The sequence below is a fragment of the Thalassotalea sp. G20_0 genome, from assembly GCF_017744175.1.
Taxonomy (GTDB): Bacteria; Pseudomonadota; Gammaproteobacteria; order Pseudomonadales; family Endozoicomonadaceae; genus Endozoicomonas.
The window spans coordinates 64232-87824 of the sequence record NZ_JAGHQV010000010.1; the positions used below are offsets into that span (position 1 = coordinate 64232).

Consider the following 23593-nt stretch of genomic DNA (forward strand, 5'->3'; position numbering starts at 1 on the left):
GATGGATTTCGTCAGGCCTGCTTACTTGATGGTTAGGTTAAATGCCTGGAGTTAATGTTAAAACTTTTCATTCTGAACCACACACGAACAAAGCCGTAAACACTAATTTATTGCAACCATCTATCAGTAACGGGAGTAACTCATGTTGGCAAAAATAACTACTTTCAGAAGCATAAACATCGTCATCAAACGATGGCTGCTACTCATCCTTTTGCCCCTTGCTATAGTTGCCACAGCAACCCAGACGCCAGAAAACAACATCAACAACATCGCTGAAGCTGTTGAAAACGAGTCGATCAGCACGTCAGCAGATCCTCACGATCTGGCCAGAATCAATCGGGCCGCTGGTGCCATCATGGGTGTCCTGGTTGGTGACGCACTGGGGCTGGGGACGCACTGGTATTATGATATGGACGCCCTGCATCGGGAGCACGGCACCTGGGTTGACCACTACGTTGACCCCAAACCCGACGGCGATCACCGGTTCGCTAATGTCAGCCGGTTTCGCTACGAGCAGGGATTACGCGCCGGTGATATCTCCCAGACAGGGCAGGTTTACACGTTGTTGCTGGAGAGCCTGCAAGAAAAAAAACAGCTTGTGAACGATGACTTCTTCCAGCGTTTGGATACCTTATACGCCACACTCAGTGGGGAGCCCTTCTCAGGACGTTACACCGATAGTCTTCACAGAATCCTGCTGAAATATCGAGCCCGGGGTATAGGCTGGGACAACATGCATTCGTTCGTCCCGACCAATGATACATCTGACGGCGCATTGCTGCTCGTTCCCCTTGCTGCCACCATCTCCGACCCTGAACTTTTTGCCCGTGAAGCGGACCAGCTGCTGCGGGTGTTTTACCGGGATGACTTTGTCAGGGGTAACCATATCGTCTACGGCCTGGTTATCCAGGCGTTGATCAATGGCATCACTGTTGATGAGCTGGAAGATTACCTGAGACCGATGGCTCGCCATCCTGCCATTGCCCCTATTGTTGGTGGCTTCGACCGCTTCATAACCCCGGTCAATGGCAGCATTGCCCGCCGTCCGGAACTGGTCAGTATTCCAGAACCGAAGTACGTCAGTCATCTCTTTGGTATGGACTGTCAGGTTATGCACTTGCTGCCCGCTGCTTACTACCTGATGTATCGGTTCCCGAATGATTTTGAGATGGCTACCCTCTCTGCCAGCAATGGCGGCGGCAATAATATGGCCAGGGCAGCATTGACCGGAGCCATCGCCGGAGCCATAAACGGCATCAGCAATATACCGCAACGGCTGTTAAAGGATTTACGCAATGGTGACGAGCTGGAAAAGCTGGCAAGGGAGGTAGCCAGTCAAAATCACCAGGAGGCTGACCGAGAATAGGCTGCCCTACTGCGGCAACTGCTCCCCGGGAGGTTGAGCGTTGTTATCCATACCGTGCTGAAGCTTGTCGAATTACGGTGGCACCATCCTTCGACAAGCTTCAGGATGAACGGGTTGTGCGGTATTAACACTTTTTTGCACTATTGCCTGATTACATTTTCAGTCAGACTCAAATCCCAGCGATTTCCTGATGTTGTTAGCTACAATGGTATCTCTACAAGCCAACTCAAACGTTACTAATGCTTCTTTATAGGTCTTTCCGCAATAGAGGGAATGGGTGTTTTCTCCGCCACTCGTGGCAAGATATGATTCACCACAGTATCCGACATTATTGTGAGAATCGGCTTTAAAAAGCCTTTCACACTGGGTCGGATTCAACGCCAGAAGGAAAAATGTGCCATCGTCAAATTGACCAGCATGAATTGAATGTGGATCTTTTGGACCAAAATTTTTATGGGGACGAAGTTGGCGGCCATGATTCAAATCAATATCATTGAAAACATAAACACCTGTAAACTCTTTCACGGTATTGTCACATTCTGAGTAATTCTCTTTCTGCACTATTCCATCGAGTGACAGTTGGTATTTCATCATGTCCTGATGCATAAGGGTATTGTGCTGGCGTTCAATTTTTCTCATATGCCTGAATTCAAGCGGAGGAGGACCTGATGATGGTGTAACTGATTGCATGTACATGCTTTTTTCAATGCAATCTTTTTCGTACTGTGACTTGAATGGGTGTAAATCAGGTGTCGGTATTTCGCTAGAAGCCTGTGGCACAACTTCTTCAACCGATAAATTCTTAAACTTTGCTCTGACACCTGTGTTTTCCGTGGCATCCTTGGTTTTTTCAGGATCTTGTTGTTCTTGCCATGCCATTTTTGGGTATGTTGATGCTGATATGGGTGAAGTCATAAAAATTACTCTTATTCTAAATAATTAAGTTGATGACAAGGGGTTATGTTCAAAGTGTTTCCAACGCTCATGATAATTCCCTGGTACAAGGTTACACTCTATTGATCTGACCACTAATCCAAATGAAAGTTTTATGATGATGGATAATTCTGGCTTCTTGGTGGAAAAGTTTTACTGCTGTATTTTTATTTTTAGTACAATGGTTGTTTATAAACGCAGTTACAGTGTCGAGAGTCAGGTGTTTTTCTGAACAAATTCAAGAATCAAGAACCACCACAGGTTTGCGCTTTGGACGCAGGTCTTCAAAAATTGAACTCTAAGCATAAAAATCAGTCAAATTTTTAAAATTGAATCCAACCTTTTAATAACAACTAACATGATGGTTCACTTCTTTTCAGGCAATTTGCAATGAACTCATTAACATCAGACTGTGGATCTTACCGGTTCAAGTCTCCGGCAAGAGAGCCGGTGGAACATGACGAAAGATTCAGTATTGGCTCTTCGGTCAAACCCCTGGTGGTATCGGATGAGAGTCAACCCCAGAACACTGTTAAGCCAACGCGGCTCCCCGAGCGACTCACAGTTGCTGTTCCTGAATCAATTACTGTTCCTGAAACAGTTCCTCCTGAGCAAGTTTCTGTTCCTGAGGTCATCGCTGTTCAAGAGACAGTTGCTGTTCAGGAGACAGGTGCTGTTCAGGAGACAGGTGCAGCTCCAGACGCTGCTTCCTGTGTTGGGCTCTCTTTGCCCGGAACTTCGCCTGTTGTCAAAAAACAGATTCCCGAACAGCTGCACGATATTTGCCAGCAATGGCTTGCGCTAAGCCACCGCTTCCCCAAAGACCTCAGTTTCCAGCAAACCGGCGAACTGGTCGAGGCCTTCAGGGAAATATTGCTTCAGCGACTTGGGGGATTGGCATCAGAACCTTCCAGATCCACCATGGGATGTCAGCCATCGGGGTGGTCTTCAACGCACCACACCAAACCGGCTGGCCAGAAAAACGCACCTGATGACAGTAGCCAGAGGGATCATCAGCTGGTGGACCATTTCTGGCTAAGTTACCTGAACGCAATAAGCCGACGTATTACCCAGATAAGCAGTGATGATGTACGGGTGAATGGCCAGAGTCCGGAAGAACCGAATCCGTTCACCTTTGAGCAGCTGAACCAGAAAAGCTGGGATTTATATACCAGGATCGGTGTGAGTTATCCCGACAACATCCCGCTGATTCTTAAACAGGCCTCCTATCCTCTCAGCCATGGTGGTGACACTTTCGCTATTATCCATTGTGTTGTTTTTAAGGGCGTAGAGGCCAGCAGCAACTTTGTGAGCACCCTGCTTTTTTCCCTGTGTGAATACTATCAGCCGGAACAACGGCCTTCGCCAAACGGCTCTGAGCCAGCGATTATCCGGTTATTCGAGCAGCTCGGCTACTGGCAGCAACAAAACGACAAACTGATTGTCCCGAAAGTCAAAACGGCTAAAGGAGAGATTCGCCCCATGAGTATTTTCAAAAGCATGGAGCGAATTATCCCCAAAGAACACCCATTCCAGCAGGCCCTGGCCAAGATCCAGCTTGACAGCGGCCCGATCGGCATACTGGAAGGCAGTGTTACCCGGCAAAAAAAATGCCTGAAGCAAACCATTAAGGCGCTTGCCAGTTTAAAAGCCGCTGATGATCTGGCCAAAGCAAAACAAAGACCATCGCCTGCCAAAACACAGCGAAAGCAAAAAAAAGACAAAAAGACCGCAGCCGCGCGCTCCTGCAACAAACCTGCTGCGCCATCGACACTTACGCCATCAGAGGCTGGCAAAAACAATTCCGGGGAATGTCTGAGCACATTGGCAGACAACAGCAGCTCGCCAATAACATTTGCCAGACAATGCAAACAGCTCATTAATGCTGACAACGTCGACCTGCTGCAAAAACTGCTGACAGATAATCCGCAACGTTTCCACGGATTAAAACAGTCACAGAAAAATAAAATTGACCGTTTTCTGAAAGCAAAGAAACTTCCTAATTTTTTCTAGGAAAAATACGCTGGTACTGTATAGGGTTGTTCAGGCAGAATTGCCAGACATAGCTATCTATCAGGTTGACATTCGGGCCACCATAAGAGCCTCTAATGCAGAGAGCCAAAACACAGGCCCTTATATTTAACGCCCTGGACGTAATATGACTGACAATAACAAGCTGCCACTTATCCTTGAACCAGATGTTCTGGAATCCATACTCACTGCTGAAGACCATGCGTCAGTAAAAGAGCGCCTGATTATTATTGATCTTGGTAATCCCCGGCTGTATCAGCAGGCTCATGTTCCCGGGGCCATCAATGTGCAACCCCATCAGCTGGTTGCAGGAACGCAACCGGCCCGTGGCAAACTGCCAGCGCTCAGCCAACTGGAATCGTTGTTCAGTGAGCTGGGATTTACCGGCGAAGAGCACTTTATTGTTTACGATGATGAAGGCGGTGGCTGGGCGGGGCGCTTTATCTGGACGCTGGATGTTATTGGTCACCGGAAATATTCGTATCTCAATGGTGGAATCCATGCCTGGTTGAAAGAAGGCCATCCAAGAGAGTCCGGGGCCAACGTGAGAGCTTCCACCGACGTTTCCCTGACGATTGATGACCGTGTTATTGCCAGCTGCGACTTCATCCTTGAAACACTGGCGAGCCCGGAGTTCACTATCTGGGATGCACGCTCTCCAGAAGAATACTGCGGAGAAAAGGTCATGGCACAGAAAGCTGGCCATATTCCCGGAGCCATTAATTTTGAGTGGACTCGAGCCATGGACCCGGAAAAGAACTATCGAATTAAAGAAGGGCTGGTGGCGGAGCTTGATGCCCTTGGTATTAAAAGAGATCAACAAATCATCACCCACTGTCAGGCCCATCACCGTTCAGGGTTTACCTACCTTGTGGCCAAAGCGCTTGGATTCAAGTCGGTCAGAGCCTACGACGGCTCATGGTCTGAATGGGGGAACCTGCCTCATACGCCGGTTGCTTAAGTAGTTAACCAAATGCAATCGTATTTTCTGACTAAGCAAACACAGCAATCACCGATATAATCACCGAAGGTGCAGGCAGTCATGCCATGAATTACAATGGCTGCCACTTTCCTGTTTTTCGAGAACCATTGTCTGACAATGATTCATTTGAACAACGTTCAGAGCCTGACATGATCCCTTACAAATAGACGACAGGCTCTTATCAGATACCTATTTTAACTACAGGATATTCCATCACCGTGAAAGAAAAACTGTTTGCTGCTGTCCAGTATGTACTGCCCCATCACCTGATCTCCAGGGCTGTGTACTATTTTGTGGAATGCCAGATTCCATGGTTCAAAAATGGCCTGATTCGCTGGGCTATTGATCACTACCACGTCAATATGAGTGAAGCAAAACGGGAAGGCGCTGAAGAGTACCTCCACTTCAACGACTTCTTTACCCGGTCATTAAAGGATGGAGCCCGTCCTTTACCCGAAGACCCGGAGATGATTGTCAGCCCGGCCGATGGTGTCATCAGTCAGATAGGGGACATCAGGAACGGCAGAATATTTCAGGCCAAAGACCATGACTACAGTCTGGTCGAACTGCTCGGTGGTGATCTGGAGCTTGGGCAGGAGTTTATGGGTGGAAAGTTTGCCACCATTTACCTCTCCCCGAAAGACTACCACCGTGTCCATATACCAGCGGCCGGGTCCCTGCATAAGATGGTCCATGTGCCCGGACGCCTTTTCTCTGTAAACCAGGGGACTGTTGAGAATATCCCCAATCTCTTTGCCCGGAACGAACGGGTGGTCAGTATTTTTGATACAGAATACGGTCCCATGGCAGTCATCATGGTTGGGGCAATCAATGTTGCCAGTATTGAGACCGTATGGGCCGGTCTGGTGACACCACAAAGGGGGCAGGTTGCTACCACCACCTATGGTGAGGCGAGCCAGACGGTTGAATTAAGCCGTGGTGAGGAACTGGGCCGCTTCAAACTCGGTTCCACTGCGATTGTGCTCTTTGGCAAAAATCAGGTTGAGTGGCTGGAAAACTGGCAAGCCGGCCTGTCGATCAAGATGGGGGAGGCATTGGCCCGGGTCAATATTGCTCCTGACATCAAATAGTGCCTTCTCTATAGTGGAGATTTTTATCACATAGAGTCTGGTATTCAGAACCTCAGGGAGCGTAACGAATCCGTGTAAGGAACTCAGTTGCTGAAAGACGTTTGTTCTGCATCCCGCCACATTCGACCGAATCATCTTCCGGGGAAGGGGTCGTTGTTTCCGGATTGATCAAATCGCTAAGGAAGGCAACTTTTTCGCTGTCAGGCATAGGGCTATGCAGGGTATGGCAAATAACGCCAAAAGTTCCGGTTAAGCACTCGGCCACTTTATCGGCTAAATACTTTTCATCATCCGTTGTAACCAAAATTTTATCTACTTCAAGATGTTGAATTTCCTCTATCTGAATGTATCTTGGGTCGATTAACGGTTCAGGATAATCAAAACTCCTATCTGCCTCGGCAGGTAACCATTGTTGTTTATATTCATCGAAATATTCAAACACGTCGATCCCGGGCTTAAATACAGTGGGTTTAAAAATATTATTCTCGGCATATTTCATAAGATGAACGATTACCTTGTGATTAGCGATGTAATAAAAACGGTCAAAACTCAGTGGAGGTATTTGATTGAGCGCAGATTTACCAGTGGTGAGATGGAGAGCGTTGTTCACGTCGTCAGTAGAGAGACCATCGTCATACATACGTTGTTTTGCTGACTCAGTTAAACGGACCGCTTGACAGGAACGGCTGACATAAAATACCGGTAAGGTTTTACATGCCTTTAACTCTTCATAGGTCTTGAGCCGGATTTGATCGGTCAACTCCTTTGGTGATAACAATAAAGAGTGAGAGCTGGGCATTTTCCGGGCAGGGATTTGTGACGGTTGTCCTGACACAACAGAAGATGATATTGGGGATTGAAAAGAAACTGTCGTATGTTGTTTAACGTGTAACGGCTCAATTTTTCCTGACAAAACGTCAGTTTCTGCCATTGTTTTAGCGATTTTAGTGAGTGGTAGAGGATCGCATGTGGAATCTCTCAGTCTTTTTTGAGCAGTTACTTCAACGTCTCTCCCTGAGAAGCATGAAGGGCTTGAAATATTTTTTGAACCTTTAACCTCCGCAAAATTCTTATCTGAACCAGGGGCCTGATGATTCTCTGTCAGAGATGATGTGCCTGCTCGAATATCCACAACAATTCTACCAAATGAGTTATTTGATTGTCAGTCAGCTCTGGACCAATCAGTTCCGGACCAAAATGTACAGCCAAATGAAAATAATAGTGACTTATCCTGATAAATAATTGAAGCACCTCTACTTTTTTACATCCATTAAACATCAGGGAATGCTAAATACAGATGGCTTCAAATGCACAAATAAAGACAGTGTAGTATAGAGATTAATTACTTTCCTCATGAAATCTGGTAATTGGAATAATTTGAAATTCTAATTTATTACCAACGTTCACCTTTAAAACAGCTCCATTCATTGCCTTTTCTGACTTAACTAATTATCATCCGCCTCAAACCTGCCGACAAGGCATCAACCAATTAATCTGCTTTTTCAAATTCCATTAAGTAGAAAATATTATTATTCGAGATTGTATGTGTTGTTATGTCTCTACCTGTTAAGGCAAACTTTCAACTGGTTAATACCGCAACGGGTGGCGGTGCTCTGCCATCAGTAGAAGTTACAAACGGGATTAACTCCAGAAAATATACGGAATATTTATGCCATGGTGAATCTGAAGCATCCACCCTGGTTTCTTCATTTTATCGTAACCTTGGCTTGACCATACGTGTTGTTGATGTAAATAAAATATTGGCTGAAAGAACAAAAATTAATGCCAGGTCAACAAAATTCAGGCCATTCAGCTGCCTGTTCCCCGGCAGTAAACGTGTGGTTGTAAAGCCGGTTTCTGATTTGAATGAATGGAAAGATATCGTGATCAATGGGGTGGTAACCGTTCATAAACCGATAGCTGATGGCATTATGAAGTGGGCTTATAAACGGGACGGCGCGACTGACAAAAAAGGGGAAACGACTCATGCAGGCTTAAAAAAAATTACCGATTTTGCCACATTGAAAGATAAAACAATGGAATGCCGGGATGAATCATTATTCCTGACTCGCTCCTCAGGTCATGTTGGTCGTGATGGTTATTTACTGCATCAGCCATTATTGCAGAAGGTTGAGAATGCTAACGACTACCCGGAGATCATCTGCCCATATAACTTTGACCAGACCCATTGCGGATATCTGCTGGATTTCAGAAGGGAGCAGTGCTTTATTAATATCGCCAGGTTTATGGAGAATATTTTACTCCTTGAATCCGGTGACGATGCTGGTCAAATGCCAAAGCCCGCAGTTATTTTTCTGTATGACAGCTTTCGGGGGGGACTGCTGCCACCGGTAGAACTTAATGGTACTTTGCTCAAAAAAATAGCAGACAACGCCCGAGTATTTACCCGCTACCCCCGATCCCTTGACGAAGAACGCAAGCTCTTTAATTTGCTGGCTCACGCAGGCTATAAGCGCTTCTTGCAGCTATTGATGAACAATATTCCTGATAGCGTGAATGCTGTAGCAAATACACCTCAACCCATAAATATAGCAAGTATCAAGCAGGCCATTGTTAATCTGGAAGCCGACAAAGCCGTTACCATGCTGTCCGAAATAGATGATGAATTGATTAACCGCATCGGCTTACCGACAACACTCATGGATCAATTGACTTATAATCCCGTATTTACCTATCAAGATTGTAAAGATTACAAGTATCCTGATATTGATGATTTTTTCCGGCACCATATTGGCAAGAATCGTTCCCGGAAGTTAATGCGGACCACCTTTGCCGCGCAAGGCAAGATCTGCAGAGCACTGTTAAAAAAGAATGTATTTGTCCCGGTAATATTGCAAGGCGAAGATTCCTTATATAACCCGCTGGTATGTTGTCTGCTGATTGCTAATGGCTCACGAATTAATTTCGCTGGCTGGGGGTTTAAGGTGAGTATAAGCCTTTTTCCGATAATAGCCGCCAGGAAATTTTATCGGGAAAACCTATTGTCCGAGGCCGAACTCAAGATCATACGTTACGAGACGTTATGGCAAATCGTTTCTAATTCCACCACGTTTATTGTTACTGATCCTGATAAAATCCTGAAGCGATTTCGCAAGTTGGTGAATACTCTGGCAAGAGTTCTGCAGCAGCGGTACCCTGCCGGCCGGGTTCAACGACAGTGTCGGCAAATCTTCAGTGATGAACTTTACACATCATTTTATCTGGCTAAAAAAGCCAGCGGTCTGGCCCTGAAGCAGGTACTGGAAAAGGGCTTGTCTACCCAGCGATACAACGATAAAGCGTTGTGGGATTATGTACGCTGTATATCATCTACCATGAGTCGGTTGCATGAAGGTACTATCTTTTATCAGGATGAACTGTACTTAATAGACAAGTACAGGGCTATCAACCGATTTCCGGGCAAGGATTTCAGATTCGACTGGCTGGAGGCGTTGCTGGCCACACCGCCGATCTTTGATCAACGGGAGTCTCAACGCATGGGGCGCTATCGGGCGCTTACCCTGGAGGCTGGCCAGCACTACTATCAGAGTCCCCATCCAAGTCAGGCAAAAGCCATCATCGCTGAGGGGTTAAATCCCTGTTATCGTCATTTTCATGGCCTGGATCACGCCCTGCGTACGCAACTGGCCACTGAATTTCTGCTGGAGATACTCACCGACTTTCACCTGCCCTTCAAAAAATTACTGAAGCTGCATCAGCCACTGCAAGAGTTACTCCCGATTGCCGAGTTGTACCACGACGCTGTCGCTGAAGTTGAAGCCAAAGAAAATGAAGAGCTGCGTGCCGCCGAACTGTTTCTGCGCGATATGAGGGAGTTGCAGCAGTACCCCGAACCGCTGATTGCCCTGGTGGCCGATGCGCTGCGCAATAAAAACAGTAATAAAATGCACCCGGTGCCGGCACCCTTCACCGCCGATGACCAGTGCCCGGAAGAGGAATTACTACTGCGCCGGGTGCTGCGTTTTGGTGATACCGTTGACATCATGCGGGTTTATCCGCCCAGGCCCGACTTTCCCGCAATTAAACAGACAGCGGGGTCAGCAAAATTGACTGCTGCAACACTCAATGACGGCTATTTTCACCCGGAAGCCATTGAGCTGCTGGGCGTGGTCAATCATCCAGAGTTCACGCAGCTGATCCAGGCAGCACTGTTGACGTTCCGGAATCTGGCCAGCATCACCGGGGGTTGGCATAACCACAGCGAGGTCAACCCGTTCTCACGTAAATACGGCCTGTCGGTTGATAACGATAAACGACGGTTACGGATTGAACGGGCACCCGAGCCTTATGTGTGCCTGCGCGAAAGTCTGGATGACCTGGTGCGGCTCGTTATCGCGCAAAAAGCCGGGGTCCAGCCCTGCTTTGCGGAGCATTCCAGGCACAAGGATAGTACTCCAGCACCGGATTGTTGGGACCCGGGTATCGGCTTCGCCGGTGCCTATCGAAAGCTGCACAATGAGCAGGAGCTGCGGCAAGTTCGTTTACCCACCATGACCCTGAAGGAAAAGATTATTGTCGTTGCCGAGGAACTGCCCAGTCTGGAAACAAAATGGCTATCGTCAGCTACCGACAGGGCCCTTAAGGCAGAGATCAGGCGATTGCAACAGAAGGGCATCCTGCCTGCCATTGGCACGCCGCGACAATCTGAGCTGGAGCAGATACTCAAACAACCGGACTGTGTCGGCGCTAAGATACTTAATGAGCGTGAGCTTGCGGTGGTGGCTGATGACCATGAAGGGAGAGTCTTTTACCGAATGGTGCCAAAACGACGCAAAAGGCAATGCGCCGAGCCTGATAATGACGCCGGGTACCACAATACCGGCCCTGCCCCTAAACGACGGAGGAGTGGCTTCATACAAACGTCCGCTGTAATTATGCCTTGATATATTTCATTAGTTGTCAAAAATGCCACAGACGTTACACGATAGTGTACGTCTGTGGCATTTTCCCGGGGTTCATCCTTTCACATGTTGTGAAGGTAAATTGCGGCCCTGGCTTAGAATTTTGCACTGAATTGCAACGCAGCGCCGTAGGTTTTATCCTCGCCCACCATAACCGCCGCATTCAGGCCAAATATATCCCATGGCGACAAACCGACACCGGCCGTCAGCACATCCGCTGAATTATCTTCAAGGTCAGTCCGATAGCCTGCCGAGAGGCGTGCATGCTCCCAGAAGTCCAGGGTAACGCCCAGACTTGCATAGCGACTCTCCTGAACAGCACCGTAGCCACCGGTCGAGGTGAGCTGCAGGTCGCCCATTACGGACACGATACCGTGTTCTACACCCACACCAGCCGTTAACTCAGGCTTTACCTTATACTCAGAGGTTGAGTTTTTTGACTTATAGGTTTTGCCAATCAGGTTTTTTGCCGTAAGACCAAAAGACAGTGTGTTATTAAGTTGATAGGCTGCTCCAAGGTCGATATTGAAGTTACTGTGACTGGACTCTGTATCCAGCAGAGCATCATCATCGAATGCCGCAACTGCCTCACTGTAGTCGATCAACGTTACTTGTTGGTATTTGAGCACCCCACCAATATTTAACTTGCCAGGCAAGGCGGTGTCTACTTCATTGGCGACAGCGATACCAACGTCAACAGTCATTACTGCGCTGGCTTCAACCTGAGTTTCCAGATCATCAATTGTCACAGCACTACTATTACCGTTGTTTATGGCATCTTGTATCTCACCCCTGTCGCCAGCGCTAATCTCACCAACTCCTGCCGACATGTTCAGGGCGCTGCTAACATACAGGCTTGTCGGCATAACACTGTTCGGGATAGCAATAAATCCATTCCCTCCAGCTTCGACGCTCAGGTATTTATTGGCCAGGTTATCTAAAGAGTCCAGAGCCAGTTGCGCCTTTGCCTGATAATTACCCGTCGTGTCAGCAAGTGCATTCACGGCATCAGCTGCTTTGTCGGCTGTGTCGACCAGATCATCTTTATCCTGTAAAAGCACACCAATACCAAGATTCACACCAAAATCATCATCTTGATCAAAGGAAGCCAAATGCGCAGGGTTTAGAATGTGCTGTGTGTAATCCCCGACAGCCACTCCAGCTCCACCTTGAGCTATTGTCCTGGCATCAAACGCCTGAGCAGCTCCGGAGAGAAAGACGGCTGTGGTCGCAACGGCTATTTTGTTAAGTTTCATGAAATGCTCCCTGCTTTGTTAGTTTTATTGTTGTCCGTTATTACCAGACTACCACGGCACAAAGAGTATTGGCAGCGAGGGTTTCAAGGTAACTATCATTGATCTCCAAACTCCGTTGGTCCTGAGCGGAGTAGAAGGGCATCAACGCCATACCCTGAATAAAGACTGTATCAGTCCCCCTTCGAGCCCATGTTTATTCCCTCATCTCATGGTTCACTTTTCCAGCAAAGCAGTAGATTGCTTAGCATAATCAGCGCAGTTCCGGCTAAAGTGAGCATAAATATCTCCTCATGAAATAAAAAATAACCGGAAATTAATGACAAAATCATCTCGCTGTAGATAAAAGGTGCCAGATATGACGCTTCTGCCAAAGTGTATGCTTTTAGTAGAAAAAAGGAGGTGAGATTGGCAAGCAAGCCCAGTAATGCGCCTCTGCCAATAGCCATAGTCGTCAGTTCCTGCCACTGAAAAAGGGTGATTGAGCCAGCAAGAAGTGCAGCCAATAGTGAGGTGAAAAATAAAGTGCTGAATACATCTTCATTATTTGCACATTGTTTACTAACCACAGCGAACAGGGAGTAACTGACAGCCGCTATCAGAAGATAAACTACAGAACCCGGGCCAAGGCTGCCAAAACCACCATCAATCACGACTAAAACCCCGAAAAAACCGATTAAGTTAGCGATGACTTTCACATCACTTAATGGTTCACTTAAAATCAAGTAAGAAAACAGCAATGTCATCAGTGGAATTGAAAAAGATACTGCAGTTACCAGATTAATAGGATTGCGTTGCACTCCCTGAAACCAGAAAAAGGTTCCGGAATAAATTAATATTGCTCTCAGTATTAACAGGAATGCATTTGCAGGTTTTAACTGACGATACTGCTTGTTATAAAAAATGAAGGGTAGTAATAGCAGTGCTGATGAGGAAAAACGAAGGAACAGCTCCTGACTTAAATACAGGCTATTACCCGATAGCTTGATAACAACATCGGTTAAATGCATAAACAGAACACTTGCAAGACATAGCAGGATGCCTTTTGCTCTTTCAGGTTTCATAAATAGCATTATTACTGTGTTTGTTGATCAGGTAATCCCGAATGTTTTGAAAGCAGGCCAGCAGTTCTTCAACTTCTTCCGGCGTATTGGCAGCCGTTAACGTAATACGATGCCCCTCCTGGCCAATAACCACCATCGGATAGGGTGAAACGGTAACGAGAATGCCCTTCTCAAACAGTAGATTTGCAGTTTCTATGGTGTCCTGATTATCACCTATCCTGACAAAAATAATCGGAAACCAGGATTGATTTATCACCTCAAAACCCATTGACCTCAGACCATTAATGCACTTGTGGGTTAAAGCGAACAGTTTTTCCCTGTATTGGTTTCCCCGGTGCTCGTTGATCACCAGACCTTTCGCCAAGGTGGCCAGTGAAGCTGTCGGACAGGGGCCGGAAAGATCATAAGGCGTTGAAAAACCCTTGATAAAGCTCTGCATTTTTTTTGAGCAACCAACAAACGCCGCCAGGGATGAGTAAGCTTTTGAGCATCCCCCCACATAGATAATGTTTTCGTAGTCAAGCCCGTAATAACGGACGATACCATTGCCTCGCTGCCCGTAGGGCATTGCTGATGTGGGGTTTTCTCCCACGACACCGAATCCATGGGCATCATCTATATACACAATGGCGTCGTACTTTTTAGCAAGCGCAACAATAGCCGGTACCCTGGCAAAATCACCACTCATGCTGTAAACGCCATCAATCATAATGACTTTTCGCTTATTGTTCTGGTGCTTCTGGAGGTGTAACTCTAATGTTTCAAGGTCATTTTGTGGGAAGGAGAGTAATGTTGCCCCGCTGTCTCTGGCTATTTTCGCCGCTTCGTACATGGTTTCATGACCGGATTTATCCAGAATAAGCACTCCTCCCCTACCCACCAGTGCGGGCAGCACGCCGATGGAGATCAGTGTCACGGTAGGAAAAATCAAGGTAGACTCCACACCAATCAACGTAGCCAGCTGGTTTTCAATTTGTTGATAAATTGCCGGGCTGGCCACCAGACGACACCAGCTTGGATGCACTCCCCATTTCACGATTTCATCGCTGATATCGTCCTGCATCTCTTCATCCAGATCCAATCCCAGATAGTTACATGAGGCAAAATCAATCACCGAGTGATCTTCATCAACCCAGATTCTTCGTCCCTCAATTTTCACCGCCGTTAAATCATACTGTTTCATTTTACCCAGCATGGCATGTATGTGAGCCCGACGATTCTCTGATTGATTAATTTCAATAATTTCATCTTCTAGGTTCATAATGTTATTTCCTTTTTTCCCACAATTGACGACTGAGAAATCGAGAAAAACCCACTTTCATGCACCCCTGATTAGACCATGCCTCTTTATCGCAGCGAACGTATGCAAACCGACACTTTCTTTGATAAGCAAGATTAATTCGAAATGCTAATAGAGTTGAGTACAAACCCAGTCGGCTAAAACGGGTATCTGTTGCACCTTCTGATAGAACGGCCAACCCGTTGATGCAGCTCATGGTGCCAACGGAAATCACATGATCCCCGGAAAAGGCAGCAAAACATTCCAGGGAATTATTCTTATCCCTGCTGTTTTTTCTGATTTTTTCGGTGAACTTTTCTGCCAGTGATGAAGGAATGTTGTTTCGATCCTGGTTTAGCTTCATAAAGTAATCCAACTCATCTTTTTCAGTATCAATCTTCCTGATATCAATTTCAGATAATGACTTTTTGTAAAATTCACCCAGCGCCAACGGTGCATGCATGTTTTCTATGGAGAACTCATACCAAAGCTCTTCTTCTTCAGGTAATTCGATGTAACCTTCACTCTTTAAAAATTTGATATATTCACTGTCAGTGCCAGTATGAGTATAAACTCTCGGAAGGCTTGATCGTTCTGTGAAATAGGCTTCAGCTGTCTGCAATTCACTGTATGCCAGTGCGTCATGAATATGTATACAGTTGTAATATGGCCGGTCAGCATATTGCAGCCAGGAGATCTGGTAATTGTCGTAACTATGAAGCTCATCAAAGCAGAGTAATTTCCATGCCTGGTTAGCAGTAAAAATAACCTCTTTAATTTTGCTATTGTTCATCACACTAATAATGCCTCTACACTGAGTAATACCCGGTCTATTTTTCCAGAAGATGTTTTGGGTAAATCCGGTTGGTAATGGAAATGTGCGGGAATCATATAGATTGGGAGTTGTTCTTTTAATTGTTGAATGACTGTTTTTTCCGCCATCGGCAGGTTATTGATGGTTGAATAAAAGCAATGTATCTGGCATTGGTCTTTTATAAAAACAACGCAGCATTCATATATTCCAATAATACTGGCAAACGCGGCTTCAATTTCTCCTAACTCAATACGATATCCTTTGATCTTGATCATCAGGTCCCGTCGACCTCGATAGTGCAGCAACCCCTGTTTGTCCCGGAAACCATAATCACCGGTTCTCCAGAACCTGCCCGGATATTGGGCAAAAGGACTGACGACCAGATTTTTTCTGGTCAGATCCGGCATATTCAGATAACCATGACATACCGTAGGACCTTGGCACCATATTTCACCAGCCTCGCCAGTCCGGCACACCCTCATACTGGCCTCATCGACCACGAGAATTTCACTGTGATCTGCCCCGGTACCCAGAGGTATAGCGTTCTGGTGTTTATCCAAATCTCCGGGGGTAATATGAAAACAGGTAATAATATTGGTTTCGGTCGGGCCATAAATATTGCTGAACCGGGTATCCGGTAATGATTCCATCAGGTGACGCAGTTTAGCCACCGGAAATGGCTCACCGGCATACATAATCTGACGAAGACTGGTGCTGTTTTGGCCAAGCCCTCCTCGATACGCAAGCGTTATTAATGTGGAGGGTGTTGTATATAATATGGATACACGCTCCCGCCTGAGTAATGAGACATAGTCCCTGTGTTTTTCAATAGAAGAACGTTGTTTTTGCCAGTCAAAACAGACCAGGGCTGCACCAACGGATAAGGTATTGAAAATATCAAAAACGGACAGGTCAAACTTCAGCGGAGCCCTGGATATCACAACATCACCACAGGTCAAACAAAACTCCTTTTGCATCCAATCCGTAAATGCCCTGGCGTTGCCATGGGACAACATGATTCCCTTCGGCACGCCGGTTGATCCTGAACTGTGCAGGATATAGGCTAAATCGTCACTATGACCACAAAGTGACTCTGACAAATGATGGGGTTGTTCGTCTATGTCAGTGGATGGTGATTGGATAAAATCTGAAAAGCAGATGATTTTTTCAGAGGAATTTTCATGATTTCCAGAATTCCCCGGATTCAGTGCTGAGTCACCAAAGGTGACTATTCTTTCTATATTGTCATTGCCTGCCAATTCAGGAAATTTGCTGAGCAGGGTTCCATCAGCCAGCAATAATTTCATTTGGGTATTATCTATTATTTTGTTCAGCCTTTCTGGTGGGGATTGATCATCCAGTGGTACGTAAGCGCATCTGGCATTGAGAATACCCAATATCGCTGAAATGCTCAGATGATTAACCGGAGACAGAACACCAATAAGTGGTACTAAGTTTGTATTTTTAGGATTAAGCGCACAGATTAGCCTGGTAAACCCAGTTAGCAATTGATTCAATTGCCGATAGGTAACCTTTAAGCCTGACTCTTCAATGACGGCAATATGATCAGTGTACCGATCAGTTGCCATTAATACGGGTGTGTGAAGTAAGCTTTGTGGTTTTTCGTTCATTTAACAATAACACCTGTTGATCCAAATTTTGGCACTCAATCGGTAAAAATAATGTTTATATCATTGAAGGTATTTGAGTATTGATCAATTTTGTACTTCTTTTCACACAGCCAATCTGACAAGGTCTCAACAGGGCAGAATTTCAAAATTTTGTTAACCATGATTTCAATCGTACCTTCATCTTGGGTTTGGTAAACACTTTGCAGGTATTTTTTTAACAGTGCCTTTGATTCTATTCCATTCCCCCATGATGAAATAAATAGGATATCCCCTTTTCTAACAATACGTCTTACTGATTCAGCAAAATCATTGATATAAAATGCAACATTAAACCAAAACACAAACATTACATTTTCATAAGTAATCTGACTTCTGGTAATGGATTCAAAGTGTAAATTTATGTTGTTGATTACATTTGTATCACTATTAACACGATAAAATGGATCTACAGCGTAATATCCTATGTCATGTAAAATAGCAAGGTTTTGAAAGGTAAGTGGGCCAGATCCGACTACCACCATGTTATTTATTTTTGTATCGCCAACAATAAGATTTTGCAGAACTGCTGACTCATGCTGTAAATAAGGGGCTGTCAACCGCAGTGATTGACTGTTAAGCATATTTTTAGCAATATGTGAATCCATCATCGGCCAGTAGCACTCGATTATTTTTCGTTGCTTGTCTGACAGTACAACTCGCCAAAAAGTTCATAGCAATAACGCTCAGCAGACACTGAAACGCAATGTCTTTATGTTCATGACGTTTGGAAATAGAGAAGTTAACCTGAATCCTGCTGGATAGTATAAAAGGTATATATTGTGAAAGCGTTGAAACTCGGCATTGTGATGGACCCTATTGCCTCCATCAATTACAAAAAAGACAGCTCCCTTGCCATGCTGCTGGCGGCCAGTCAGAAAGGCTGGCAGCTGTTTTACATGGAACAGGCCGACCTTTATCAGAAAGAAGGTATTGCCATGGGCAGCGTTAAGCCGTTAACCGTCAATGCTGACCCTGAAAACTGGTTTGCACTGGATGAGCGCCGGGAGATGCCGCTGGATGCCCTGGATGTCATCCTGATGCGCAAGGACCCGCCCTTTGATATGGAATTCATTTACAGCACTTACCTGCTGGAACAGGCTCAGGCGGCAGGCACTCTGATTGTGAATAACCCCCGCAGTATCCGTGACTGCAACGAAAAAATGTTTGCCACACTGTTTCCACAGTGCACACCTCCGGTGATGGTTTCCCGCAGTCCAAGGCTGCTGAAAGAGTTTGCGGCAGAACATGGCGATGTGGTGCTGAAGCCGTTGGATGGCATGGGCGGCAGCTCTATTTTCCGGACCCGGACAGATGATCCGAACTTAAGCGTGATCCTGGAAACCCTGACGGAAATGGGCCAGCGTCAGGCCATGATTCAAAAGTTTATCCCGGATATTAAATCCGGAGACAAGCGCATCCTGATGATCGATGGGGAGCCCGTTCCCTACTGCCTGGCGCGCATTCCGGCTGCCGGGGAACTCCGGGGCAACCTGGCCGCAGGCGGGACCGGTGAAGGACGGCCCCTGAGCGAGCGGGATCTGTGGATTGCCCGTCAGGTAGGGCCAGAGCTGCGCAAGAAAGGCCTGATCTTTGTCGGGCTGGATGTTATTGGCGACTACCTCACAGAAATCAATGTTACCTCACCGACCTGTATCCGTGAGCTGGACAACCAGTTTACACTCAATATCGCCGGTCAGTTGATGGATAAGATTGAGGAAAAGCTCAAGGCCAGGCCCTGACCAGACGATTATTCTATAGACTGTTTTTTTCCAGCAGAATCTTGCCTATAGTCTTAAGTTGGTTAGCCTCCCGGGAGCCCTTGATAAAAGGGCTCATATTGTAGTAATCAGGACGGCTCTGCTATCGGGCTTCACCAGGGAAAGCAGTAATCAGAAAGCTATGACTCAGCCAGCGACCATTTCATCAGCAGCAGTATCGACGGCAGACCGTCTGGGTTTTACCCTTTTTATGGCGGGGGTTCTGCACGTTCTGATCGTGCTGGGCGTAACGTTTAGCTTTAATGACAAGCCTGCCCCTCCGCCAACCCTGGAAGTGACTCTGGCCAGCTATCAAAGCAAAGAGAAACCCAAAGAAGCCGACTACCTGGCCCAGATCAATCAACAGGGCAGCGGTACTCTGGATGAAAAAGCATTGCCCTCCAGTGATCAGCAGGCACAGTTTCAGGAAGACACCATCAAGGAAGTCCAGCCACAGTCACAAACCGCGGCTCAACCAGAGCAAGCCGTAACAGAACAGACCCGTATTACCACCAGGGCAAAGAGCCAGCAGCAAGTTTCGGCAACCGACGACCGTGAAAAGCAGGAACCCATTGCCGTTGAAAAAGACAAGCCACGCAAGCACATTGACCTGAAAAATGAAATTGCCAGCCTTGAAGCCCAGTTCCATCAGCAGCGCCAGGAGTTTGCCAAACGCCCTCGTATCAAAAGGCTGACAGCGGCCTCAACCTTGCAGGAGGCCGGGGCATTTTACAAAGAGTCCTGGCGGCGGAAGGTTGAGAAGGTGGGCAACATCAACTACCCGGAAAAGGCACGTAGGCAGAAGCTCTATGGCGAGTTGCGCTTAATGGTTGCCATCAACCGGGATGGCACATTGTCAAATGTTGAGATACTGGACTCATCGGGTTATCGGGTTCTGGACGATGCTGCGGTGCGTATTGTCAGAATGGCTTCGCCCTTTGCCCCTTTTGACGACACGCTTAAGAGCTATGATATCGTCGAGATCATCCGTACCTGGCGCTTTGAGCCGGGGGATCGACTGTTCAGTCAGTAAAGGCCTGTTGTATTGCGGGAATATAGGTTCAAGACTTGCCATAAATGCCCTTTACCCTGATACTGCCGCTATGAGCAGCGTCCCTTTCCAGAATTTCAAAAGCCACTTCCTGATTGCCATGCCCGGCATGGCAGACCCTTCCTTTGCTGAAACGCTGACCATTATCTGTGAGCACAGCCCGGAAGGTGCCCTGGGTATTGTGGTGAATCGACCAAGCACTCTGCCGATGAGCGAGATATTCCGACAGATTGGCATTGATCACCATGAGCAGTCAGGCGTGAGTCAGCACGCGGTATACTCTGGAGGCCCGGTATCCCAGGAGAGAGGTTTTGTGCTGAATTCAGGGGAATCCAGCTGGGATGCCAGCTTGCAGATATGCCCCGGGCTGCAACTGGCTACATCAACCGATGTACTGGTGGCAATGGCAAAAGGCAAAGGCCCGAGGCAGGCACTGGTGGCTCTTGGATATGCAGGCTGGGGCGCGGGTCAGCTGGAAAAGGAAATTTCCGAGAATGTCTGGCTGACCTGTGAGGCCCATCCATCCATTGTGTTCGATACGCCTTACCACCTGAGACTGAGTGCAGCTGCCAGTACACTGGGTGTCAATATCAACCTGATTTCTGATCAGGTTGGCCATGCATAAGTTTCTTTTGAAAAAGCAATGACCGATAAGAAATTAAGTACCGTACTGGGTTTTGACTTCGGAACCCGTAACATTGGTGTTGCGGCCGGGCAGGTTATTACCCGAACCGCCTCTGCCCTGCCATCGTTAAAAGCAAAAGATGGAATCCCGGACTGGAGTCAGGTTGAAGCCCTGATCATGGAGTGGAAACCCGATGCCATTGTCGTCGGTATTCCATTGAATATGGATGGCTCAGAATCGGACATGTCGCGCCGCGCCAGAAAGTTTGGTAACCGGATTCATGGACGCTTCAACCTGCCATTTTATCCAGCGGATGAACGACTGACGTCTTTTGAGGCCAAAGAATGGGCCAGCAAGCTTGGCCATAAAGGGCATTACGGATCAAACCCGGTGGATGCCATGGCCGCCCAGATTATCCTGGAAGCCTGGCTGAATGACCCTCAGAATGAACACCTTATGAGTCATTAAGACATTGTCTCGCAATAAGTTCCGCATTTGACTGAGGCTTGTTAAGGTCGCTTCCCGCAAAGGTACAAGTAATCTGTCTTTTACGGGCAGCACTTATTCCTATGTCAGGTTACAGGCACACCAAGCAGCTCAACAATGACCGGCTGGGTTGCCAATTGCTGCTGTTTGAATTTATAGAATACTTTGATCTTCGCCAGGGGGCTCTGCTGTGAACTGCTCAGTGGCACTGTCCTTGAGTAATCCTGTACCTCATCACCGTTTCTTTTACCTCGGATGGTTTTCTGCAGGTTGATATGAAATACCTCGCCTTTAGCCAGATAGATACGAGCCTGACGCAAGATGATATCGCCATTGGATATATGGAAACGAAGCTTGCTGTAGGACTCTTCCATCTGGGGAAAAATGGTTAAGGTATTTTCACTGACCCTGGCTTTCGCTGAACCAACGGCTATCCAGTTATCGATAGCCAAGGTGCTGATCGGTAGTGCCAACAAAGAGAGAAGTATTAACTGGCAAAAGCGGTTAAGCATAGGAAATCCTTGGTTCAATCTGGCAACTTGCAATTGATGTACTAGCTTAGCTGATTCTGCTCCAGTGTGAATTTGAACTGACGCTGTTCACCGACAGCTCCTTCCGGCAGGTATTCCTGTTCCACCCATTGCAGTTGATGGTGGCGATCAATCATCAATACGCTGGTATTCCGGGTACCGTACTCTTTGCTGGCAATAAAGCAGCTGGAAATCAGTTTTTCTACCTCTTTACTGACCCCGGTATCCGGTAATTGTTCCTCCGGTGGTTGATAATTATCGTGCATCAGCTCAATAAGTTGTTTGCTATTGGGGGGGATGGACTCTTTGATTGCCCTGGTAAAGCCATTACGTGCTCTTATAAGCTTTGGCCATGGTGTGTCCAGCAGATGGTTGCTCAAACCATAGATCCCGGGGGGAAGAGGAGCAATGCCGTGGTCTTTTGTGCGGTTGCTAAAGTAATAAAGGCCCGTTGAATCCATAGTCAGGAGATTGAACCCTGACCATTTGTCGCTCTGTTGCTGAACCGCCTGTAAATAGTCAGATGCTGACTGGGCACCTGTGACAAAGTTGGCCACCAGCGCCCCCCTGGAGTATAAGCCAGCAGGGCTGGGAACTTCCCTGTAGTTGGTAACGGCAGCCAAGCGGCCATTTTTGTTAATGGCCAACCAGCTGCCGCCAGCTTCCAGGTCCCGGCCTCCAAATACATTCGGCGAATCGTTCCAGAAGTCGGTTGCCTGTGTCGGGCGTTGATAAAATTCATCTCGATTGGCTGCCAGAATCAGGGGATACTGGCTATCAGGCTGCCATGAAAAAACAATAAGGCACATGTTGTTGACGATCTTGTGGTGTTATGAAGTCACGCGAGAAATAAATTATCATCCATCCAGCGAAAAAGCACAGGCAAATAATAATGAGTAGACTCAAGGCAGCGGTGGTTCAGGTTTGCTCGGACCGGGTTGTTGCAAAAAATCTTGCTGATATTGAAAGTCAGCTAATGGCTTATCAACAACAGCAAATAGACATTATTGTATTACCCGAATGCTTTGCCATGCTTGGAGGCCCCCAGGCTGAAGCGGCTCTGCAGGCTGATGAAATAAGGGAATGGATGGCATTAACAGCCAGAACATTGGGTAGCTGGCTTGTGGGCGGTTCAGTGCCTGTCCCGGATATTAGTGACGGGCGCAACCATGCCTCATGCCTGGTTTATAGCCCGACAGGGGATGAAGTCACCTGCTACAACAAAATGCACCTGTTTGATGTAGAGGTATCTGACAGTAAAGGGCGGTATAGAGAATCCGATGATTTTATCCCCGGAGCCGGGCCAGGGCTGGTGGATATTGGTGAGGCAAAGATTGGCCTGTCAATTTGTTATGACCTTCGCTTTCCAGAGCTATACCGTACTCTGGTGGCGCAGGGAGCAACCATATTAACCGTACCTTCTGCCTTCACCAAAGTAACCGGTGCAGCCCATTGGGAAGTGCTGTTGAAAGCCAGGGCTATTGAAAACCAATGTTATGTGCTGGCAGCCAATCAGGCGGGTACTCATCCTGATGGCCGACAGACCTATGGGCACAGTATGATCATTTCACCCTGGGGAGATATTCTGGCACAAGCCCCTGCGGAAGGGGCTTCGGTGATTACGGCAGAACTGGATCTGGATGAACTGGCGAGAGTTCGTCGGCGAATGCCGTGCTTAAACCATCGCAGACAGTGAGTTGTTAAGGTCGCTGCCCGCTGCCCGCTGCCCACTGCCCGCA

General features: G+C 47.0%; 20 protein-coding genes. 10 read left to right on the forward strand and 10 right to left on the reverse strand.

Features of this window, described 5'->3' with window-relative positions:
* The first annotated feature begins 142 nt into the window (after nucleotides 1-142).
* A complete protein-coding gene (locus J7438_RS08265) occupies nucleotides 143-1366 on the forward strand; it encodes an ADP-ribosylglycohydrolase family protein (protein WP_209276176.1) in 1224 nt (407 codons plus the stop codon).
* 159 nt (nucleotides 1367-1525) lie between these two features.
* On the opposite strand, the gene J7438_RS08270 is transcribed toward J7438_RS08265, so the two are convergent.
* On the reverse strand, nucleotides 1526-2281 hold the full coding sequence (locus tag J7438_RS08270; RefSeq protein WP_209276177.1) for a hypothetical protein: 756 nt from the start codon (nucleotides 2279-2281) through the stop codon (nucleotides 1526-1528).
* A 408-nt stretch (nucleotides 2282-2689) separates the two neighbouring features.
* Between J7438_RS08270 and J7438_RS08275 the strand changes: the two genes are divergently transcribed.
* The 3 genes from J7438_RS08275 (at nucleotide 2690) to asd (ending at nucleotide 6403) form a co-directional block, all read left to right on the forward strand.
* Complete coding sequence (locus tag J7438_RS08275) at nucleotides 2690-4312, forward strand: hypothetical protein (RefSeq protein WP_209276178.1); 1623 nt, start codon at nucleotides 2690-2692, stop codon at nucleotides 4310-4312.
* Nucleotides 4313-4457: 145 nt separating this feature from the next.
* On the forward strand, nucleotides 4458-5291 hold the full coding sequence (locus J7438_RS08280; protein WP_101749016.1) for a sulfurtransferase: 834 nt from the start codon (nucleotides 4458-4460) through the stop codon (nucleotides 5289-5291).
* A gap of 233 nt (nucleotides 5292-5524) precedes the next feature.
* A complete protein-coding gene (gene asd, locus J7438_RS08285) occupies nucleotides 5525-6403 on the forward strand; it encodes an archaetidylserine decarboxylase (RefSeq protein WP_503003893.1) in 879 nt (292 codons plus the stop codon).
* A 52-nt stretch (nucleotides 6404-6455) separates the two neighbouring features.
* Here the strand turns inward: asd and J7438_RS08290 are convergent, their stop codons facing one another.
* A complete protein-coding gene (locus J7438_RS08290) occupies nucleotides 6456-7535 on the reverse strand; it encodes a hypothetical protein (protein WP_209276180.1) in 1080 nt (359 codons plus the stop codon).
* Nucleotides 7536-7956: 421 nt separating this feature from the next.
* Between J7438_RS08290 and J7438_RS08295 the strand changes: the two genes are divergently transcribed.
* On the forward strand, nucleotides 7957-11307 hold the full coding sequence (locus J7438_RS08295) for a SidE phosphodiesterase domain-containing protein (protein ID WP_209276181.1): 3351 nt from the start codon (nucleotides 7957-7959) through the stop codon (nucleotides 11305-11307).
* Between the two features lie 113 nt (nucleotides 11308-11420).
* On the opposite strand, the gene traF is transcribed toward J7438_RS08295, so the two are convergent.
* The 6 genes from traF to J7438_RS08325 form a co-directional block, all read right to left on the reverse strand.
* Nucleotides 11421-12581: a conjugal transfer protein TraF gene (gene traF / locus J7438_RS08300; protein ID WP_209276182.1), complete on the reverse strand. Its 1161-nt coding sequence runs from the start codon at nucleotides 12579-12581 to the stop codon at nucleotides 11421-11423.
* 206 nt (nucleotides 12582-12787) lie between these two features.
* The gene (locus tag J7438_RS08305) at nucleotides 12788-13642 is read right to left on the reverse strand and encodes a DMT family transporter (RefSeq protein WP_209276183.1); all 855 of its coding nucleotides are present in this window, start codon (nucleotides 13640-13642) and stop codon (nucleotides 12788-12790) included.
* On the reverse strand, nucleotides 13632-14903 hold the full coding sequence (locus tag J7438_RS08310) for an aminotransferase class I/II-fold pyridoxal phosphate-dependent enzyme (protein ID WP_209276184.1): 1272 nt from the start codon (nucleotides 14901-14903) through the stop codon (nucleotides 13632-13634). Before J7438_RS08310 ends, J7438_RS08305 begins: the two co-directional genes overlap by 11 nt.
* 4 nt (nucleotides 14904-14907) lie before the next feature.
* Entirely contained in the window at nucleotides 14908-15714 is an 807-nt protein-coding gene (locus tag J7438_RS08315) for a hypothetical protein (protein WP_209276185.1), read from the reverse strand.
* Nucleotides 15714-17324, reverse strand: a complete 1611-nt coding sequence (locus J7438_RS08320; protein ID WP_209276186.1) for an AMP-binding protein — start codon at nucleotides 17322-17324, stop codon at nucleotides 15714-15716. Before J7438_RS08320 ends, J7438_RS08315 begins: the two co-directional genes overlap by 1 nt.
* A gap of 77 nt (nucleotides 17325-17401) precedes the next feature.
* Nucleotides 17402-18013, reverse strand: a complete 612-nt coding sequence (locus J7438_RS08325; protein WP_209276187.1) for a hypothetical protein — start codon at nucleotides 18011-18013, stop codon at nucleotides 17402-17404.
* A 171-nt stretch (nucleotides 18014-18184) separates the two neighbouring features.
* Between J7438_RS08325 and gshB the strand changes: the two genes are divergently transcribed.
* The 4 genes from gshB (at nucleotide 18185) to ruvX (ending at nucleotide 21306) form a co-directional block, all read left to right on the forward strand.
* Complete coding sequence (gene gshB, locus J7438_RS08330) at nucleotides 18185-19144, forward strand: glutathione synthase (protein WP_209276188.1); 960 nt, start codon at nucleotides 18185-18187, stop codon at nucleotides 19142-19144.
* A 160-nt stretch (nucleotides 19145-19304) separates the two neighbouring features.
* Nucleotides 19305-20195 carry an energy transducer TonB gene (locus J7438_RS08335; RefSeq protein WP_209200658.1) on the forward strand — a complete coding sequence of 297 codons (891 nt, stop codon included), beginning with the start codon at nucleotides 19305-19307 and terminating at the stop codon, nucleotides 20193-20195.
* A gap of 70 nt (nucleotides 20196-20265) precedes the next feature.
* The gene (locus J7438_RS08340; RefSeq protein WP_209200659.1) at nucleotides 20266-20838 is read left to right on the forward strand and encodes a YqgE/AlgH family protein; all 573 of its coding nucleotides are present in this window, start codon (nucleotides 20266-20268) and stop codon (nucleotides 20836-20838) included.
* A gap of 18 nt (nucleotides 20839-20856) precedes the next feature.
* Nucleotides 20857-21306: a Holliday junction resolvase RuvX gene (gene ruvX / locus J7438_RS08345; RefSeq protein ID WP_101748125.1), complete on the forward strand. Its 450-nt coding sequence runs from the start codon at nucleotides 20857-20859 to the stop codon at nucleotides 21304-21306.
* A gap of 104 nt (nucleotides 21307-21410) precedes the next feature.
* On the opposite strand, the gene J7438_RS08350 is transcribed toward ruvX, so the two are convergent.
* Nucleotides 21411-21836, reverse strand: a complete 426-nt coding sequence (locus J7438_RS08350; RefSeq protein WP_209200661.1) for a DUF2541 family protein — start codon at nucleotides 21834-21836, stop codon at nucleotides 21411-21413.
* A 41-nt stretch (nucleotides 21837-21877) separates the two neighbouring features.
* The gene (locus tag J7438_RS08355) at nucleotides 21878-22663 is read right to left on the reverse strand and encodes an NRDE family protein (RefSeq protein ID WP_209276189.1); all 786 of its coding nucleotides are present in this window, start codon (nucleotides 22661-22663) and stop codon (nucleotides 21878-21880) included.
* A gap of 83 nt (nucleotides 22664-22746) precedes the next feature.
* Between J7438_RS08355 and J7438_RS08360 the strand changes: the two genes are divergently transcribed.
* Nucleotides 22747-23550: a carbon-nitrogen hydrolase family protein gene (locus tag J7438_RS08360; protein WP_209276190.1), complete on the forward strand. Its 804-nt coding sequence runs from the start codon at nucleotides 22747-22749 to the stop codon at nucleotides 23548-23550.
* Nucleotides 23551-23593: the final 43 nt, after the last annotated feature.

Bases quoted from the DNA above. Each gene is read 5' to 3' on its own strand.
- J7438_RS08310 (WP_209276184.1), bottom strand. From the start codon at position 14,903: ATGAACCTAGAAGATGAAATTATTGAAATTAATCAATCAGAGAATCGT.
- J7438_RS08355 (WP_209276189.1), bottom strand. From the start codon at position 22,663: ATGTGCCTTATTGTTTTTTCATGGCAGCCTGATAGCCAGTATCCCCTG.
- J7438_RS08275 (WP_209276178.1), top strand. From the start codon at position 2,690: ATGAACTCATTAACATCAGACTGTGGATCTTACCGGTTCAAGTCTCCG.
- J7438_RS08305 (WP_209276183.1), bottom strand. From the start codon at position 13,642: ATGAAACCTGAAAGAGCAAAAGGCATCCTGCTATGTCTTGCAAGTGTT.
- J7438_RS08350 (WP_209200661.1), bottom strand. From the start codon at position 21,836: ATGCTTAACCGCTTTTGCCAGTTAATACTTCTCTCTTTGTTGGCACTA.
- ruvX (WP_101748125.1), top strand. From the start codon at position 20,857: ATGACCGATAAGAAATTAAGTACCGTACTGGGTTTTGACTTCGGAACC.
- J7438_RS08265 (WP_209276176.1), top strand. From the start codon at position 143: ATGTTGGCAAAAATAACTACTTTCAGAAGCATAAACATCGTCATCAAA.
- traF (WP_209276182.1), bottom strand. From the start codon at position 12,581: ATGAAACTTAACAAAATAGCCGTTGCGACCACAGCCGTCTTTCTCTCC.
- J7438_RS08320 (WP_209276186.1), bottom strand. From the start codon at position 17,324: ATGGCAACTGATCGGTACACTGATCATATTGCCGTCATTGAAGAGTCA.
- J7438_RS08315 (WP_209276185.1), bottom strand. From the start codon at position 15,714: ATGAACAATAGCAAAATTAAAGAGGTTATTTTTACTGCTAACCAGGCA.
- J7438_RS08360 (WP_209276190.1), top strand. From the start codon at position 22,747: ATGAGTAGACTCAAGGCAGCGGTGGTTCAGGTTTGCTCGGACCGGGTT.
- J7438_RS08295 (WP_209276181.1), top strand. From the start codon at position 7,957: ATGTCTCTACCTGTTAAGGCAAACTTTCAACTGGTTAATACCGCAACG.
- J7438_RS08280 (WP_101749016.1), top strand. From the start codon at position 4,458: ATGACTGACAATAACAAGCTGCCACTTATCCTTGAACCAGATGTTCTG.
- J7438_RS08270 (WP_209276177.1), bottom strand. From the start codon at position 2,281: ATGACTTCACCCATATCAGCATCAACATACCCAAAAATGGCATGGCAA.
- J7438_RS08335 (WP_209200658.1), top strand. From the start codon at position 19,305: ATGACTCAGCCAGCGACCATTTCATCAGCAGCAGTATCGACGGCAGAC.
- J7438_RS08325 (WP_209276187.1), bottom strand. From the start codon at position 18,013: ATGATGGATTCACATATTGCTAAAAATATGCTTAACAGTCAATCACTG.
- J7438_RS08340 (WP_209200659.1), top strand. From the start codon at position 20,266: ATGAGCAGCGTCCCTTTCCAGAATTTCAAAAGCCACTTCCTGATTGCC.